The sequence below is a fragment of the Streptomyces sp. TLI_146 genome, assembly GCF_002846415.1.
GTDB lineage: Bacteria > Actinomycetota > Actinomycetes > Streptomycetales > Streptomycetaceae > Streptomyces.
In genome coordinates, this window is the sequence record NZ_PJMX01000001.1 from 5,113,645 (window position 1) to 5,129,727 (window position 16,083).

At 70.5% G+C, this 16,083-nt stretch carries 15 protein-coding genes and 1 pseudogene; 8 read left to right on the forward strand and 8 right to left on the reverse strand.

From position 1 onward, the window contains the following. The first annotated feature begins 205 nt into the window (after positions 1–205). The 4 genes and pseudogenes from tilS to folE all read left to right on the forward strand — a co-directional run bounded on the left by tilS (position 206) and on the right by folE (position 4,773). Positions 206–1,266 (forward strand): annotated as a pseudogene (tilS, locus tag BX283_RS22920) (tRNA lysidine(34) synthetase TilS). Between the two features lie 45 nt (positions 1,267–1,311). After that, a complete protein-coding gene (gene hpt / locus BX283_RS22925; RefSeq protein WP_067161225.1) occupies positions 1,312–1,851 on the forward strand; it encodes a hypoxanthine phosphoribosyltransferase in 540 nt (179 codons plus the stop codon). A gap of 181 nt (positions 1,852–2,032) precedes the next feature. Further along, positions 2,033–4,060: an ATP-dependent zinc metalloprotease FtsH gene (ftsH, locus tag BX283_RS22930; RefSeq protein WP_101389403.1), complete on the forward strand. Its 2,028-nt coding sequence runs from the start codon at positions 2,033–2,035 to the stop codon at positions 4,058–4,060. 107 nt (positions 4,061–4,167) lie between these two features. Beyond that, positions 4,168–4,773, forward strand: a complete 606-nt coding sequence (gene folE / locus BX283_RS22935; protein WP_101389404.1) for a GTP cyclohydrolase I FolE — start codon at positions 4,168–4,170, stop codon at positions 4,771–4,773. 76 nt (positions 4,774–4,849) lie between these two features. Here the strand turns inward: folE and BX283_RS22940 are convergent, their stop codons facing one another. The 6 genes from BX283_RS22940 to BX283_RS22965 all read right to left on the reverse strand — a co-directional run bounded on the left by BX283_RS22940 (position 4,850) and on the right by BX283_RS22965 (position 8,456). Beyond that, on the reverse strand, positions 4,850–5,329 hold the full coding sequence (locus BX283_RS22940) for a DUF3180 domain-containing protein (protein ID WP_101389405.1): 480 nt from the start codon (positions 5,327–5,329) through the stop codon (positions 4,850–4,852). 50 nt (positions 5,330–5,379) lie between these two features. Further along, positions 5,380–5,994 (reverse strand): 2-amino-4-hydroxy-6-hydroxymethyldihydropteridine diphosphokinase, encoded by a 615-nt coding sequence (folK, locus tag BX283_RS22945; RefSeq protein ID WP_101389406.1) that lies wholly within the window; start codon positions 5,992–5,994, stop codon positions 5,380–5,382. Continuing rightward, positions 5,991–6,350 carry a dihydroneopterin aldolase gene (gene folB, locus BX283_RS22950; RefSeq protein ID WP_101389407.1) on the reverse strand — a complete coding sequence of 120 codons (360 nt, stop codon included), beginning with the start codon at positions 6,348–6,350 and terminating at the stop codon, positions 5,991–5,993. The genes folK and folB overlap by 4 nt, the downstream gene beginning before the upstream one ends. A 207-nt stretch (positions 6,351–6,557) precedes the next feature. Then, entirely contained in the window at positions 6,558–7,019 is a 462-nt protein-coding gene (locus BX283_RS22955; RefSeq protein ID WP_101389408.1) for a nuclear transport factor 2 family protein, read from the reverse strand. Next, a complete protein-coding gene (gene folP, locus BX283_RS22960) occupies positions 7,016–7,909 on the reverse strand; it encodes a dihydropteroate synthase (RefSeq protein ID WP_101389409.1) in 894 nt (297 codons plus the stop codon). The genes BX283_RS22955 and folP overlap by 4 nt, the downstream gene beginning before the upstream one ends. 64 nt (positions 7,910–7,973) lie before the next feature. Continuing rightward, on the reverse strand, positions 7,974–8,456 hold the full coding sequence (locus BX283_RS22965) for a MarR family winged helix-turn-helix transcriptional regulator (protein WP_257583597.1): 483 nt from the start codon (positions 8,454–8,456) through the stop codon (positions 7,974–7,976). A gap of 158 nt (positions 8,457–8,614) precedes the next feature. Between BX283_RS22965 and BX283_RS22970 the strand changes: the two genes are divergently transcribed. Next, positions 8,615–10,114: an MFS transporter gene (locus tag BX283_RS22970; RefSeq protein ID WP_373979280.1), complete on the forward strand. Its 1,500-nt coding sequence runs from the start codon at positions 8,615–8,617 to the stop codon at positions 10,112–10,114. Positions 10,115–10,231: 117 nt separating this feature from the next. Here BX283_RS22970 and BX283_RS22975 read toward each other — a convergent pair whose 3' ends face one another. Beyond that, positions 10,232–12,079, reverse strand: coding sequence for a phosphatidylglycerol lysyltransferase domain-containing protein (locus tag BX283_RS22975; RefSeq protein WP_101389410.1), 1,848 nt, complete (start codon positions 12,077–12,079; stop codon positions 10,232–10,234). 153 nt (positions 12,080–12,232) lie between these two features. Between BX283_RS22975 and BX283_RS22980 the strand changes: the two genes are divergently transcribed. Continuing rightward, positions 12,233–13,345 (forward strand): esterase family protein, encoded by a 1,113-nt coding sequence (locus BX283_RS22980; protein ID WP_101389411.1) that lies wholly within the window; start codon positions 12,233–12,235, stop codon positions 13,343–13,345. Here BX283_RS22980 and BX283_RS22985 read toward each other — a convergent pair. Next, the gene (locus BX283_RS22985; RefSeq protein ID WP_101389412.1) at positions 13,332–14,495 is read right to left on the reverse strand and encodes an ABC transporter ATP-binding protein; all 1,164 of its coding nucleotides are present in this window, start codon (positions 14,493–14,495) and stop codon (positions 13,332–13,334) included. The genes BX283_RS22980 and BX283_RS22985 overlap by 14 nt on opposite strands. Positions 14,496–14,672: 177 nt before the next feature. Between BX283_RS22985 and BX283_RS22990 the strand changes: the two genes are divergently transcribed. Both BX283_RS22990 and BX283_RS22995 read left to right on the forward strand, forming a co-directional pair. Continuing rightward, the gene (locus BX283_RS22990; RefSeq protein ID WP_101389413.1) at positions 14,673–15,359 is read left to right on the forward strand and encodes an ABC transporter permease; all 687 of its coding nucleotides are present in this window, start codon (positions 14,673–14,675) and stop codon (positions 15,357–15,359) included. Next, positions 15,359–16,045 carry an ABC transporter permease gene (locus BX283_RS22995; protein ID WP_101389414.1) on the forward strand — a complete coding sequence of 229 codons (687 nt, stop codon included), beginning with the start codon at positions 15,359–15,361 and terminating at the stop codon, positions 16,043–16,045. Before BX283_RS22990 ends, BX283_RS22995 begins: the two co-directional genes overlap by 1 nt. Positions 16,046–16,083: the final 38 nt, after the last annotated feature.

Genomic DNA, 16,083 nt, shown 5'->3' on the forward strand with positions numbered 1-16,083 from the left:
GCGAGCGCCGACCGCACCCACGTACCCGGGGCCCACAGGTGTCCCCCGGAAATGCGCAGGATCACCCATCCGAGGGACCGTAGGGCATGGGTAGGCGTGCAATGCTCGGGTATCGGCTCGGTTCTGTCACCATCTACGCACTCTGTGTGACCGATCTTTTCCCTCGTCCCGAGGCACCCCCCAACTTCACCGAAGGGCACCGGACATGGGTCCCCATCCTGCGGTCGCGGCGATACGCCTGGCGGTCCGCCGCGTACTCCACGACGTACTGCACGACGCGCTCGTCCTCAGCGACGGCCGCACCCCACCCCCGACACCACCCCCCGCGACCACGCGCGCGAGGGCGACGCCCCCGGCCCCCTGGTCCTCGTCGCCTGCTCGGGCGGCGCCGACTCCATGGCGCTCGCCTCCGCCCTCGCCTTCGAATCCCGCAAGCTCTCCGTCCGCGCCGGCGCCGTCACCGTCGACCACGGCCTCCAGGCCGGCTCCGACCAGCGCGCCGCCGAGGTCGCCGCCCGGCTCACCGCGATGGGGCTCGACCCGGTCGAGGCCGTCGCCGTGAAGGTGGGCCGCGAGGGCGGCCCCGAAGCCGCCGCCCGGGACGCCCGCTACGCCGCCCTGGACGCCGCCGCCGAGCGCCACGGCGCCGCCGCGATCCTGCTCGGCCACACCCGCGACGACCAGGCCGAGACGGTTCTGCTCGGCCTCGCCCGCGGCTCCGGCACCCGCTCCCTGTCCGGCATGGCCGCCGTCTCCGGAGCCCACGGCCGCTACCGCCGCCCCTTCCTCCAGATCGACCGGCACACCGCCCGCAAGGCCTGCCTGGTCCAGTCGCTGCCCGTCTGGGACGACCCGCACAACGCCGACCCCGCCTACACCCGCTCCCGGCTGCGCCACGAAGGCCTGCCCGCCCTGGAGAAGGCCCTCGGCAAGGGCGTCATGGAGGCCCTGGCGCGCACCGCCGAGCTCTCCCGCGACGACGCCGACGCCCTGGACGCCTGGGCCGCCGAGGCCGACCCGTCCGTCCGGGACGAGGCCGGCGAGCTGCTGTGCGGAAAGCTCTACGCGCTGCCCGCCGCGGTCCGCCGCCGGGTGCTGCGCAAGGCCCTCATCCACGCCGGTTCCCCCGCCGGCTCGCTCTTCGCCCGCCACGTCGAGGAGGTCGACCGGCTCATCACGGGCTGGCGCGGCCAGCGGGCCATCAACCTCCCCGGGCGCGTCGAGGCACGGCGGCAGGGTGGCAGACTGGTCATCCGGCAGAGCTGAGCTCACGTACGTACAACGAAAGTGGCCCGGGTGAACGAGAAGGACATGGGCACCGACCTCCAGTCGGTGCTCATCACCAAGGAAGAGATCGACGCCAAGCTGGCCGAGCTGGCCGCGAAGATCGACGCGGAGTACGCGGGCAAGGACCTCCTGATCGTCGGCGTCCTCAAGGGTGCCGTGATGGTCATGGCGGACCTGGCGCGCGCGCTGTCCACCCCGGTCACCATGGACTGGATGGCCGTCTCCTCCTACGGCGCGGGCACCCAGTCCTCCGGCGTCGTCCGGATCCTCAAGGACCTCGACACCGACATCAAGGGCAAGCACGTCCTGATCGTCGAGGACATCATCGACTCCGGCCTCACGCTGTCCTGGCTGCTCTCCAACCTCGGATCCCGCGAGCCCGCCTCTCTTGAGGTCTGCACGCTGCTCCGTAAGCCGGATGCCGCAAAGGTCGCGATCGACGTGAAGTGGATCGGATTCGACATTCCGAATGAATTCGTCGTCGGATACGGCCTCGACTACGCCGAGAAGTACCGCAATCTCCCCTTTGTCGGGACGCTGGCTCCGCACGTCTACGGCGGCTGAGCCGGGAACCCGGTCGGGAACCCAGAGCCCCCTTCCCGCGTTGGAGCTTGGGAAGGCGGGTTTGCCAGCCGTCCCTTGCGGCCGCGGGTGACAATGCTGGGGTACCGTCCGAAGAACAGTCTTTACTCACAGCAGCATTTACCTACGGGCAGGAGGGACGGGGCGTTCTCGCTCCGTATGGATGGACGTGAAGCGATACTTCCGTGGGCCGGTCATGTGGATCGTGCTGGCCGTCCTCGCCGTGGTCGTGTTGATGCAGGTCGTCGGCTCGTCGGGCGGCTACAAGACGGTGGACACCTCTGAGGTCGTCCAGGCGATCGACAAGAACCAGGTAGACGAAGCCAAGATCACGACCGGCGACGAGTCGGTCATCAAGGTCGACCTCAAGGACGGCCAGAAGGTCAAGGGCGCCAACAAGATCCAGGCGAGCTACATCGGCGACGCCCAGGGCACCAGCCTGGCCAACAAGCTGCAGGGCAAGTTCGACAGCGGAGACCTGACCAAGGGCTACACGGTCTCCCCCTCGAAGCAGAACCCGATCGTGGGGATCCTGCTCTCGCTGCTCCCCTTCGTCCTCATCGTCGTCGTCTTCCTGTTCCTGATGAACCAGATGCAGGGCGGCGGCTCCCGGGTCATGAACTTCGGGAAGTCCAAGGCCAAGCTCATCACCAAGGACACCCCGAAGACGACGTTCGCCGACGTGGCCGGGGCGGACGAGGCCGTCGAGGAGCTCCACGAGATCAAGGAGTTCCTCCAGGAGCCGGCGAAGTTCCAGGCCGTCGGCGCCAAGATCCCCAAGGGCGTGCTGCTCTACGGCCCGCCCGGCACCGGCAAGACCCTCCTCGCGCGCGCCGTCGCGGGCGAGGCCGGCGTCCCCTTCTACTCGATCTCCGGCTCCGACTTCGTCGAGATGTTCGTCGGCGTCGGCGCCTCGCGCGTGCGCGACCTCTTCGAGCAGGCCAAGGCGAACGCCCCGGCGATCGTCTTCGTCGACGAGATCGACGCCGTCGGCCGGCACCGCGGCGCGGGCCTCGGCGGCGGCCACGACGAGCGCGAGCAGACCCTCAACCAGCTGCTCGTCGAGATGGACGGCTTCGACGTGAAGGGCGGCGTCATCCTGATCGCCGCCACCAACCGGCCCGACATCCTCGACCCGGCCCTCCTGCGCCCCGGCCGCTTCGACCGCCAGATCGCGGTCGACCGCCCGGACATGCAGGGCCGTCTGGAGATCCTCAAGGTCCACCAGAAGGGCAAGCCGGTCGCCCCGGACGTCGACCTCTCGGCCGTCGCCCGGCGCACCCCCGGCTTCACCGGAGCCGACCTGTCGAACGTGCTGAACGAAGCGGCGCTCCTCACGGCGCGCAGCAACCAGAAGCTGATCGACAACAACATGCTGGACGAGGCGATCGACCGCGTCGTGGCGGGCCCGCAGAAGCGGACCCGGATCATGTCCGACAAGGAGAAGAAGATCACCGCGTACCACGAGGGCGGACACGCCCTGGTCGCGGCGGCTTCCCCGAACTCGGACCCGGTCCACAAGATCACGATCCTGTCGCGCGGCCGGGCCCTCGGCTACACGATGGTCCTGCCGGACGAGGACAAGTACTCGACCACGCGCAACGAGATGCTCGACCAGCTCGCCTACATGCTGGGCGGGCGCGCGGCCGAGGAGCTCGTCTTCCACGACCCGACCACGGGCGCGGCGAACGACATCGAGAAGGCCACGGCCACCGCCCGCGCGATGGTCACGCAGTACGGCATGACCGAGCGGCTCGGCGCGATCAAGTTCGGCGGCGACAACACGGAGCCGTTCCTGGGCCGTGAGATGGCGCACCAGCGCGACTACTCGGAAGAGGTCGCGGCGCTCGTCGACGAAGAGGTCAAGAAGCTCATCGAGACGGCGCACAACGAGGCCTGGGAGATCCTCGTCGAGAACCGCGACGTCCTCGACAACCTGGTCCTCCAGCTGCTGGAGAAGGAGACGCTGGGCAAGGAGCAGATCGCCGAGATCTTCGCTCCCATCGTCCGGCGCCCCGCGCGCCCGGCCTGGACGGGCTCGTCGCGGCGTACGCCGTCGACCCGCCCCCCGGTCCTCTCTCCCCGGGAGCTCGCCCTGACCAACGGCGCCTCCACCGCCAACGGAGCGGCCCCGACGGACTCGGTCCCGACCGAGCAGCTCCCGGGTGTGGAGGACCGCCCCGAGAGCTGACCCCCGGCTCCTCGGACCCGGAATGCACGCCGCGCCCCCCAGGTTTTAGCCTGTGGGGGCGCGGCGCTCTCGTACGCCCGTGCATACGAACGAGGAACGAGGCACAGATGACCGACCCGGTGACGCTGGACGGCGAGGGCCCCATCGGCGAATTCGACGAGAAGCGCGCCGAGGCCGCCGTGCGCGAGCTCCTCCTCGCCGTCGGCGAGGACCCGGACCGGGAAGGGCTGCGGGAGACGCCGGGGCGGGTCGCCCGGGCGTACCGGGAGATATTCGCGGGCCTGTGGCAGACGCCCGAGGACGTGCTCACCACGACGTTCGACCTCGGTCACGACGAGATGGTCCTGGTGAAGGACATCGAGGTCATGAGCAGCTGTGAACATCATCTGGTGCCGTTCGTGGGCGTGGCCCACGTCGGGTACATCCCGTCGGCGGACGGAAAGATCACCGGCCTGTCGAAGCTGGCCCGGCTGGTCGATGTGTTCGCCCGCCGCCCCCAGGTCCAGGAGCGCCTGACCACGCAGATCGCGGACTCCCTGATGGAGATCCTGGAGCCGCGCGGTGTCATCGTCGTCGTGGAGTGCGAGCACATGTGCATGACCATGCGCGGGGTGCGCAAGCCCGGGGCCAAGACGATCACCTCGGCGGTCCGCGGCCAGCTGCGCGACCCCGCGACGCGCGCGGAGGCGATGAGCCTCATCATGGCGCGCTGAGCGCTCCGCCGGACATGCCACGGCCCCGCACCCCCTGAGGGGTGCGGGGCCGTGGCGTGTGCTCAAAGACAGGCTTTCACTCCGCCGTCGCCGTGCCCTCGTCCTCGTCGTCCGGGAGCTTGCAGACCCGTTCCAGGAAGAACGCCGCCGCCACCACCGCGATGCCGGCCACCACCGAGAAGCCCGCGTAGATCGCCTGGTCGCGGCGGGCCGGGATGTCCAGGGAGTCGAGGAGGAAGACGCCCGTTCCCCCGTACATCCCCGAGACCAGGGCGGCCACCAGGGCGCTGGACTGGCCGAAGACCACGGCGCGGGCGGCCATCAGGGGCTCCACGCCCTTCGCGCCGGGGCGGCGCTCGCGCTGGGCGCGCAGGCGGGAGCGGATGGACAGGGCCGTGGCGAGGAGGATGACCGCGATCACGGCCAGCACGATCGGCGCGGCCAGCGGGACGCTCGGCAGGGTGCCCAGGGAGTCCCACAGCCGGGCCCCGGCCCAGGAGAGCACTCCGGCGACGGCGAAGAGTCCCGCCAGTACGCCCAGCCTCAGTTGTTTCACCGAAGAGTGCCCTTCATGTCGGAACCTACTCGCCGTCAGCAGCCTAACGACTACTCGGGCAGGCGGAGTTCCAGGTCGGGGCGCGGCAGCACACCTTCGCGGCCGATCGCGTCGAGCAGCGCGGCGACCGGGCCGCGGCCGGGCAGCTGGGCCTGCGGGTCCACGTCGTGCCAGGGGGCGAGGACGAACGCCCGCTCGTGGGCGCGCGGGTGGGGCAGCGTCAGGACCGGGTCGTCCACGATGAGATCGGCGTAGGCAACGATGTCGACGTCGATCGTGCGCGGGCCCCAGCGCTCCTCGCGGACCCGGTCGAAGGCCTCTTCGATGGCCTGGCCCCGCTCAAGGAGGGACGTCGGCGGGAGGGTCGTCTTCACGACGACCACCGCGTTGAAGTACGAGGGCTGGGAGCCGGGGGCGACACCCCAGGGCTCCGTCTCGTACACCGGGGAGACCGCTTTGACCCGCAGGCCCGGCGTGTCCTCCAGGGCGTCGATCGCGCCCTGGAGCGTCTCCAGGCGGTTGCCGAGGTTGGAGCCGAGGGAGATCACGGCGCGCTTCGGGTTGGAGAGGGTGACGTCGGCCGCGTCCACCTGCTCGACCACGGAGGCGGGCACCGGCTGCACGGTCGGGTCGCTCTGCGGGCTCTCGTGGGAGAACACAGTCATACTCGGCTCCGGGTGATGGTGATGGTCACGTCGTCGAAGGGGACGGTGATCGGCGCGTCCGGCTTGTGGACGCACACCTCCACCTGCTGGACCCCCGCGTGCTTCAGGCACTGCTGGGCGATGCGCTCGGCCAGCGTCTCGATCAGGTCGACCGGCTCGCCTTGGACGACGTCCACGACTTCCTCGGCCACCACTCCGTAGTGCACGGTCTTCGCCAGGTCGTCGTCGGCCGCCGCGGGGCGGGTGTCGAGGCCGAGCACCAGGTCGACGATGAAGGTCTGGCCCTCTTCGCGCTCCCGGGGGAAGACGCCATGGTGCCCGCGGGCCTTGAGGCCGCGCAGCGCGACACGATCCACGCGAATCACTCCTGCTGTCGTTGGTCGGTCGGGCACCCGCCGCGTGCGGGCGGCTCGATACCCACCATCGAATCTACCTGCGAGCACTGACAACGCTCGCCCACGGGGGCTATGGACAGACGGCGTCGGGACTGGTACCCGCCCCTACCCCGAGCCCCCTGTTTCAATCCTCCGGATCCGGGTCTTCAACCGCCGGCAGCCCGGGCTTCAGCCCTCGGAACCCTCGTCGTCGCCTGTTTCGGCCAGGACGGGGGAGCCGTGGTGGGACCAGAGCTTCCAGCCCTCGGGTGTGCGGCGGAACACATTGGTGGCGACCACGAGCTGTCCCACCAGCGGGCCGAGCTCGCCGCTCTCCTGGGCGGGGCCGCCGCTGAGGATGTTCTCGGTGCAGGTGACCAGGGCGGTGTCGGTGAGGACGACGACCTTCACGTCGGTGAGGAAGAACTGGATGTACTCCGTGTTCGCCATGATCAGCGCGTACGAGCGGAGCACCTCGCCGCGGCCGGAGAGGACCGGCCAGCCGGGGTGGACGCAGGAGATCGAGGTGTCGCCGGCGTCGGTGGCGCTCAGCCAGAGCTCGGAGAGCTCGTCGAAGTCGCCGCGCTCCAGCGTCTCGTAGAACGCGGTGTTGGCCAGCTCGACGGCCTCGACGTCGGTGCGGGCCGTCACGCGGTCCCCTCGCCGGGCCGGGCCGGGCCGCCCGCCGCGCCTTCGACCGCGCGCGCGACGCGTACGGCGTCGGCGGTCGCGCGGACCTCGTGGACCCGGACCGCCCAGGCGCCCTCGTGGGCGGCGATGGCGGAGACGGCGGCCGTGGCGGCGTCCCGTTCGCGGGCGGGGGGCGGGCCGGAGCCGTCCCCGGCGAGGACGTGGCCCAGGAACCGCTTGCGGGAGGCGGCGACGAGCAGGGGGCGGCCCAGGGCGCCCAGCTCGGCCAGGTGGGCGACGAGCGCGAGGTCGTGTTCGGCCTGCTTGGCGAAGCCCAGGCCGGGGTCGATGACGATGCGCTCGGGGGCGATGCCGCCGGCGACGACGGCCTCCACGCGCGCGTGGAGCTCGGCGACGACTTCGCCGACCACGTCCGCGTACACCGCGCGGCTGTTCATGTCCTGGCTGAAGCCGCGCCAGTGCATGACGACGAAGGGGGCCTCGGTGGCGGCCACCACGGGGATCATGCGGGGGTCGGCGAGGCCGCCGCTGACGTCGTTGACCAGCAACGCGCCCGCCGCGACGGCCTGTTCGGCGACGGAGGCGCGCATGGTGTCGACGGAGACGGTGACGCCTTCGGAGGCGAGGCCCCGCACCACGGGGACGACGCGGCGCAGCTCCTCGTCCTCGTCGACGCGGGAGGCGCCGGGGCGGGTGGACTCGCCGCCGACGTCCACCAGGTCGGCGCCCTCGGCGACGAGGTCGAGGCCGTGCTTGACGGCGGCGGCGGTGTCGAACCAGCGGCCGCCGTCGGAGAAGGAGTCGGGCGTGACGTTGACCACGCCCATGACCGCACAGCGGTCCCACTCGGGCAGTCCGGTCACCGTGCCCCGTCGGCGCAACGTACTCATACGTCCAGCGTAGGCGTCAGCCGCCGGTGCTCGGACCAGACGTCCGCCCGGCCCCTGCCGTACGTCAGCCGAGGGCCCGCGGGCCGGGGCCCGGGCGGGCGGCGGGGCCGGCGAACAGGCGGCGCAGAAGTTCGTGGAGGGCGCCGCGGTCGGCGTCCGCCAGGGCGTCCAGGGCGCTGTGGGTGCCGTGCATGCCCGCGCGGATCGATTCGACGGTGCGGACGCCGTCGTCGGTGAGCAGGACGTTCTTCACGCGGCGGTCGGTGGGGCTGGGCTCGCGGCGGACCAGGCCCCGGGTTTCGAGGCGGTCCACGATGCCGGTGATGTTGGAGGCGTCGCAGTGGAGCGTGGTGGCGAGCGAGCGCATCGCGGCGGGGCCCCGGCGCAGCACGGTGAGGGCCTTGGCCTGGCTGGCGGTGAGGCCGGCCTCGGCGGCGGCCGCGGTGAAGTCGCCGTAGTAGTCCGCCAGGGAGTCCCAGAGGGCGTCCATGAGCGCGTCGTTCGTGACGGCGTCGGTCACGGCGGCCGGGCGGCTGGTTCCAGACATGACGCCACCTTACCGCGAGAAACTTGACGATCTCAACCTTTGAGGTTTACCGTCAGTCTAGTTGCTTGGGGTAATCAAGCACTTGAGGTAGTCAAGCATCTGTCAAGGATCGAAGACCTCGGGCGAACCCCTCCCTACGGACTCCTACGGAAGAAACCGTGACTCCCACACATCACGTGGCGCCCACGCGCCCCACCGGCGGCCCCGCGCTCGTCCTGGTCCTCGGGCTGGCCGCCATGGTCGTCTCGATGATGCAGACCCTGGTCGTGCCGATCCTCGGCATCATCCAGAACGACCTCGGCACCTCCACCGCCAACGTCAGCTGGGTCACCACCGCGACCCTCCTCTCCGCCGCCGTCTTCACCCCGCTGCTCGGCCGCTTCGGCGACATGCACGGCAAGAAGCCCACGCTCATAGGCGTCCTGGTGCTGATGGTCGCGGGCTCGGTCCTCGCGGCCACCACCAGCTCGCTGCTCTGGCTGATCGTCGGCCGGGTCATGCAGGGCGCCGCCACCGCGATCTTCCCGCTGGCCCTCTCGGTGCTGCGCGAGGAGATCCGCCCGGAGAAGCTGCACGGCGCGATGGCGCTGGTCAGCGGCACCCTGGCGTTCGGCAGCGGCCTCGCCCTGGTGGGCGCGGGCCTGCTGACCCAGGGCGACAACCCCGACTACCACCGCGTCTTCTGGCTGGCCGCCGTGCTCGCCGTCGTCGCCCTGGTCGGCGTCGTCGTGGGCGTCCCGGCCTCGCGCCACAAGCCCGGCGGGCGCACCGACTGGTTCGGCGCCGCGACGCTGGCCGCCGTCCTGGTCCTTCTGCTGCTGCCGATCTCGCAGGGCCACGAGTGGGGCTGGACCTCGGTCCGCACCCTCGGCCTGTTCGTCGCCTCCGTCGTCATGGCCGCGGTCTGGGTCCTGGTCGAGCGCAAGGTCAAGGCGCCCATGGTGGACATGAAGATGTTCGCCCACCGCCCGGTGCTCTTCACCAACCTGGCCGGTCTGCTGCTCGGCTTCGCGATGTTCTCGCAGTTCATCGGCGTCTCGTACCTGGTACAGATGCCGGAGAAGGTCACCGGTTACGGCTTCACCGCGTCGGTGCTGCGCGCCTCCGTCGAGTACCTGCTGCCCACCACGATCATGTCGCTCCTCGCGGCCCAGATCGGCGGCATGCTGGTCCGCCGCATCGGCGCCCGCTTCACGCTGACGGCCGGTGCCGCGTTCGGTGTCATCGGCTTCGCCTGGCTGACCGGCGCGCACGACTCCAGCGCCTCGGTGATCCTGGCCGGCATGGTGATCGGTGTCGCCATCAGCTTCGGTTACGCGGCGATGCCCGCGCTGATCGTGGCGAGCGTCCCGCACCACCAGACGGGTATCGCCAACGGGATCAACTCGATCTCGCGGTCGGTCGGCAGCGCGATCGCCAGTGCGGTGATCACGTCGCTGCTCGCGTCCAAGACGATCGAGCACCTGCCCGCGGGGGTGCCGCCGCTGCCGCAGGAGAGCCAGTTCACGCTGAGCTTCGCGCTTGCGGGGGGTGCGTTCCTGCTGGTCGTTCTGGTTGCTCTGGTCGGGCTGCACTCCGACCGGCGGGCGGCCGAGCCGGAGCAGCCGGGGCAGCCGGAGGCTGCTGTGGACAAGGCTGAGGAGAGCGTCTCCGCGTGATGCGGAAAGGGCCCGGGGATTTTCCCCGGGCCCCTCTTTTTGACGTCTATTGGCTGCGGACCGTGCGTGGCTGGTCGCGCAGTTCCCCGCGCCCCTTACGGGGCGCCTCCCGCGTCGCTACGCCGCCCTTACCGCTCTCTCGCCCTCCGGCGCCTTCAGGTGGGCGCACGGGCGCTGGCGGTGGGAGCGGCTGAAGCGGGTGAAGGGGCGGGGCAGGGCGACGTTGACGAAGCCCTCCGCCTGCATCACCGCGAAGCCGATGCGCGGCAGGTCGCCGTGGGCCCGGTAGACCATGAAGCGCGGCTCCCAGCGTGGCTGGAACTTTGCGTTGAACTTGTACAGCGACTCAATCTGGAACCAGCGCGACAGGAACACCAGCAGTCCGCGCCAGAGCCGCAGCACCGGGCCGGCGCCGATCTTCTCGCCGCGCGCGAGGGCCGAGCGGAACATCGCGAAGTTCAGGGAGACGTGTTCGATGCCGATCTTGGGCGCCGCCTGGAGGGCGGCGACGATCAGCAGCTCGTTCATACCCGGGTCGGCGGAGCGGTCGCGGCGCATCAGCTCCAGCGACATTCCGTCGGTTCCCCAGGGGACGAAGTGAATCATTGCCTTGAGGTCGCCGTACGGGCCCGGCTCGCCCGAGCCGTCGTCGTCGGCCTTGTGGGCGGTGGCGATCACGCAGTCGCCGTCGCCCGGGTCGCCGATCCGCCCCAGCGCCATGGAGAAGCCGCGCTCGGTGTCGGTGCCGCGCCAGGCCTCGGCGGCCCGCTGAATCCGTTCCAGCTCACCTACGGAGAGATCACGGACGCGCCGTACGCGGGTTTCGTAGCCATTGCGCTCGATGCGCTTGACCATCTGGCGTACGTTCCGCATGGCGCGCCCGGAAAGGGAGAAATCCGCGGCGTCCACCACCGCCTCGTCGCCCAGTTCCAGGGCGTCGAGCCCGGTCTCGCGGGTCCACACCTCGCCGCCCGTCTCCGAGCAGCCGACCACGGCCGGGGTCCAGGAGTGGGCCTTGGCCTCGTCCATGAACCGCTCGATGGCGCCGGGCCAGGCCTCGACGTCGCCGATCGGGTCGCCCGAGGCGAGCATCACACCGGAGACCACGCGGTAGGTGACGGCCGCCTTGCCGCTGGGGGAGAAGACGACCGCCTTGTCGCGGCGGAGCGCGAAGTGGCCGAGCGAGTCGCGGGCGCCGTGCTTGGCGAGCAGGTCGCGCAGCTGGCGCTCGTCGTCCTCGGTGAGCCGGGCCGCCGGGTGCTCCGGGCGGAAGGCCAGGTAGATGGTGGTGATCGCGGTCAGCAGGCCGAGCGCGCCCAGCGAATAGGCGACGGTCCAGCTGGTGTCGCCCGCGTACTCGACGGGGCCCTCGAAGCCGAACAGGCCGTACATCACGTGCTGGATGCGGTCGGCGATCGACGGGTTGCCGACGACCCGGCCCGGGTGGACCGAGACGATCACCAGGCCCAGGCCCAGCGAACCGGAGCCGAGCAGGATGAAGTTGGCCAGCGCCTTCCAGCGGCTGCGCGGGTCGGGCAGCGCGGTGAACTCGCTGCGGTGCCTGACCAGCAGCACCAGCAGGGCGATCGAGATCAGTACGCCGACGACCGAGTGCCGGTAGAGGAACTGGGCCACCGCGCCGATCGGCAGCAGGGCGACCGCGGCCCGCCAGGCCCGCCGCTTGCGCCGCTTCAGGCCGTGCGCCAGGAGCAGCAGCAGGACGCCGGTGCTGAGGGCGAGGGCCGCCGCGAAGGGGCCCGTCGTACCCGGCAGGACCTCGGTGACGGCGTGCATCCGGCTGGCGCGGAAGCGCGGGAAGATGCCGGCGGCGATGTTGAGCAGGCCGACGAACGTCGCGGCCGTGCCGACCAGTGAAGGTACCGTCTCGGGGCGCGGTCCCCGGAGGACTTTGCGCGCCCCGGCCGGAACCGAACCCTTTTTGTCCCCATCTATCCTGACAGACATCGCTTCCCGTGACTCCGCGAGAGATTCTGTTGTCCGCCACAGTGACAAGGTCGCCGCTGTGTTCCGGACAATTTGCGCCCTCTAGGACGGCACTTCCCGGGGGCGGGTTCCCTCGGCCTCAGGAAAATCTCAGTCAGAAAGTTTCGACGACTCATGGGTCTCACGAGCAACAAGGTTCTGGCGCTCGCCGTCGTTCTGGCGGTAGTGCTGTTCGCGCTCACCGTCTGGCTCTGGCCGAAGCTGGCCAAGCGCAGCTGGCGAGCCGTTCTGGGCCGGATCGGCCTGCTCCTCGGCACTCAGCTGATGCTCTTCGCCTCGGTGGGCCTCGCGGCCAACAACTCCTTCCTCTTCTACGGCTCGTGGGCGGACCTGTTCGGCCAGGAGAACGGCATGGGCGTGGTCGTCGACCACTCCGCCGGAAGCAAGGACATCAAGGTCACGGGGAAGCAGAAGCCCGACACCCCCGGTGCCGGGAACCCCGCGGCGGGGGGTGAGATCCAGAAGGTGGTCGTCCAGGGCCAGCGCTCCAAAATAGCCAGCCCCGCCTACGTCTATCTGCCCCCCGAGTACTTCCAGAAGAAGTACGAGAACCAGAAGTTCCCGGCGGCCGTGGTGCTCACCGGCTACCCGGGCACCGCGGAGAACCTGATCAAAGGGCTGAGGTACCCGAAGACGGCGTGGGCGCAGGTCAAGCAGAAGAAGGCGCAGCCCATGATCCTCGTGATGATGCGCCCGACCGTGGCGCCGCCGCGCGACACCGAGTGCGTGGACATCCCGGGCGGCCCGCAGACCGAGACCTTCTTCGCCAAGGACCTGCCCAAGGCCGTCTCCCAGACCTACCGGGTCGGCACCAAGCCGCAGAACTGGGGCTTCATCGGGAACTCGACCGGCGGCTACTGCGCGCTGAAGATCGGCATCCACCACCCGGAGACCTTCGGCGCCAGCGCCGGCCTCTCGGCGTACTACAAGGCCGCGAGCGACCCGACCACCGGTGATCTCTTCCATGGCGACAAGGCCGCGAAGAATCGTTCCAACCTGCTGTGGTCGCTCGACCACGTGGCCCCGGCCAAGTCCTCGTTCCTGGTCACCAGCTCCAAGTCGGGCGAGGACAACCTCAAGCCGACGCTGAAGTTCATCGAGAAGGTGAAGTCGCCCGCGCGCGTCTCGTCGATCACGCTCGACAGCGGCGGGCACAACTTCAACACCTGGCGGCGGGAGATACCGCCGGTCCTGGAGTGGATCAGCAGCCGCCTCAGCGCGAACTGATCGATTCCACTTCCACTTCGGTACGGGGGACGGCCTGGGCGTCCGCGTCGATCGAGCGGCGCAGCGCCTCATGGAGGCGGGCCGGGGTGAGCACGCCGAGGAAGCGGCCCGTCCCCTCGTGGTCGATGACCGCGATCCACCCCGCGTCGTGCTGGAGCATTGTCGCGAAGGCCTGCTTGAGGGAGGCGCCGAGCGGCAGCCAGGCCTCCATCCGGCGGGCGTGCTCGCGGACGGTCGCCTTGCCGGTCCCCGCGCCGGCCTGCGCGGCCTTCTCGGCGGAGATCCAGCCGTGCAGGTCCCCGGCGGCGTCCAGGACGACCGCCCAGGGGGCGCCGAGATCACGGGGGAGCGGGTCGTCGAGCCGCACCACCGGCGGCTGCTCCAGGTCGCCCTCCTCGATGGGGGTCACCGAGAGGCGCTTCAGGCCCCGGTCGGCGCCGACGAAGTCCGCGACGTACGGGGTCGCCGGGGTGCCGAGGACGGCCGCCGGGGCGTCCAACTGCTCGATGCGCCCCTGCCCGTACACCGCGATGCGGTCGCCGAGGCGGACCGCCTCCTCGATGTCGTGAGTGACGAACAGCACCGTCTTGCGGACCTGCGACTGGAGCTTGAGGAACTCGTTCTGGAGCCGCTCGCGCACCACCGGGTCCACCGCGCCGAACGGCTCGTCCATCAGCAGCACCGGCGGGTCGGCCGCCAACGCCCGTGCCACGCCCACCCGTTGGCGCTGCCCGCCGGAGAGCTGCTCGGGGTAGCGCGACCCGTGGACCTTCGGGTCGAGGCCGACCAGGTCGAGCAGTTCGGCCGCGCGCTCACGGGCCTTGGCGCGCTTGACGCCGAGCAGGTGCGGGACGGTCGCGGTGTTCTCCAGGACCGTCTTGTGCGGGAAGAGCCCGACCTGCTGGATGACATAGCCGATGCGGCGCCGCAGTTGGACCGGATCGACGGTGGATATGTCCTCACCGTCCAGGAATATCCGACCCTCGGTGGGCTCGATCAGCCGGTTCACCATCTTCATCGTGGTGGTCTTGCCGCAGCCGGACGGCCCGACGAGCGTGACCAGTTCTCCCTCGGCGACCTCGAAGGAGAGGTCGTCGACGGCCTTGGTGCCGTCGGCGTACCGCTTGGTGACGTGCTCGAATCGGATCATGGTTCCCCATTGTCGCCGGTGGTGACCGTGGCTGTGTGAACCCCATGTTGCCGCTCTGTGTGCGATTGCGGGGATCCCCCCACCGGCCCTCGGCGATTGTCAGTGGTGGGGGTTAGGGTCGCCAGACAGACGTTCGGCAGGGGGACTCATGGGATCCGGCGGGGGAGGTGGGGCACGGTGAGCGCGCAGAACTGCCTGGTGCGCAACGACTGGATCTGCTGGGAGTACGTGCACTCCCGCAGCCAGGAACTGACCGACGCCACGGTCCAGCACATCTGGATCACCGTGGTCTCGGTGCTGATCGGGCTGCTGATCGCCTTTCCGCTGGCGCTGCTCGCGCGCGGGCGCAAGGCGGTCGCGGGCGCGGTCCTGACCCTGACGACCGTGCTCTACACGGTGCCGTCGCTGGCGATGTTCTCGCTGCTCCTGCCGGTGTTCGGGCTCTCCGCGTCGCTGGTCGTGACCGGGCTGGTGCTCTATTCGCTGACGATCCTGGTGCGGAACATCCTGGCCGGCCTCGAAGCCGTCCCCGCCGAAGTCCGCGAAGCGGCCCGGGGAATGGGGTACGGAAGGATACGGCTGCTGTTCGAGGTCGAGCTGCCGCTGGCGCTGCCCGCGCTGCTGGCCGGCGTGCGCATCGCGACGGTGTCGACGGTGGCGCTGACCACGGTCGGCTCGGTGGTCGGCAAGGGCGGCCTGGGCAACCTCATAGGCGACGGCGTGCAGTCCACGTTCAAGGCGCAGGTGCTCACCGCCTCCGTGCTGTGCGTGCTGCTCGCGCTCGTGGCGGACCTGCTGCTGCTCGGCCTCCAGCGCCTGCTCACCCCGTGGACACGCATACGCACGACGGCGGGGGCGCGCTGATGGGGGTCATGGCCGACGCCTGGACCTGGCTGACGACGGGGTCCAACTGGTCGGGCGAGGACGGCGCCTGGCACCGCCTGGCCGAGCACGCGTACGTGAGCGGTGTCGCGCTCCTGGTGGCCTGCGCCATCGCGCTGCCGCTGGCGCTGTGGCTCGGGCACATCGGGCGGGGCGGGGCGCTCGCGGTCAACCTGTCCAACGTGGGCCGGGCGGTGCCCGTCTTCGCGGTGCTCGCCCTGCTGATGCTCACCCCGCTGCGCAAGGAGGGGTACCTGCCGACGATCATCGCGCTGGTGCTCTTCGCGGTGCCGCCGCTGCTGACCAACGCGTACGTGGGCATGCGCGAGGTCGACCGGTCGGTGGTGGAGGCCGCGCGCGGGATGGGGATGTCGGGCGGCCAGCTGTTCGCCCGGGTCGAGCTGCCGCTCGCCTACCCGCTGATCATGATCGGGGTGCGGTCGGCCGCGGTGCAGGTGGTGGCGACGGCGACGATCGCCTCCATGGTGGGGCTCGGGGGCCTCGGCCGGATCATCACGGCCGGGTTCGCCACGTACAACACACCGCAGGTGGTCGCGGGGGCGATCCTCGCCGCGCTGCTCGCGTTGCTGGTCGAGGGCGTGCTGGTGGTGGCCGACCGGCTGTTCAGCCCGCTGCGCCACCGCCGCGCGCAGGGCACGACCCCGTAACTCCCTTTCGCAATCGCCGACTCTCGGATGGTGGACGT

What these genes read in the sequence shown, in the direction of transcription:
- folP (WP_101389409.1), bottom strand. Translation starts at nt 7,909, where the DNA reads ATGAGTACGTTGCGCCGACGGGGCACGGTGACCGGACTGCCCGAGTGG.
- hpt (WP_067161225.1), top strand. Translation starts at nt 1,312, where the DNA reads ATGGGCACCGACCTCCAGTCGGTGCTCATCACCAAGGAAGAGATCGAC.
- BX283_RS22965 (WP_257583597.1), bottom strand. Translation starts at nt 8,456, where the DNA reads ATGTCTGGAACCAGCCGCCCGGCCGCCGTGACCGACGCCGTCACGAAC.
- BX283_RS22995 (WP_101389414.1), top strand. Translation starts at nt 15,359, where the DNA reads ATGGGGGTCATGGCCGACGCCTGGACCTGGCTGACGACGGGGTCCAAC.
- ftsH (WP_101389403.1), top strand. Translation starts at nt 2,033, where the DNA reads ATGGACGTGAAGCGATACTTCCGTGGGCCGGTCATGTGGATCGTGCTG.
- BX283_RS22980 (WP_101389411.1), top strand. Translation starts at nt 12,233, where the DNA reads ATGGGTCTCACGAGCAACAAGGTTCTGGCGCTCGCCGTCGTTCTGGCG.
- folK (WP_101389406.1), bottom strand. Translation starts at nt 5,994, where the DNA reads ATGACTGTGTTCTCCCACGAGAGCCCGCAGAGCGACCCGACCGTGCAG.
- folE (WP_101389404.1), top strand. Translation starts at nt 4,168, where the DNA reads ATGACCGACCCGGTGACGCTGGACGGCGAGGGCCCCATCGGCGAATTC.
- BX283_RS22985 (WP_101389412.1), bottom strand. Translation starts at nt 14,495, where the DNA reads ATGATCCGATTCGAGCACGTCACCAAGCGGTACGCCGACGGCACCAAG.
- BX283_RS22975 (WP_101389410.1), bottom strand. Translation starts at nt 12,079, where the DNA reads ATGTCTGTCAGGATAGATGGGGACAAAAAGGGTTCGGTTCCGGCCGGG.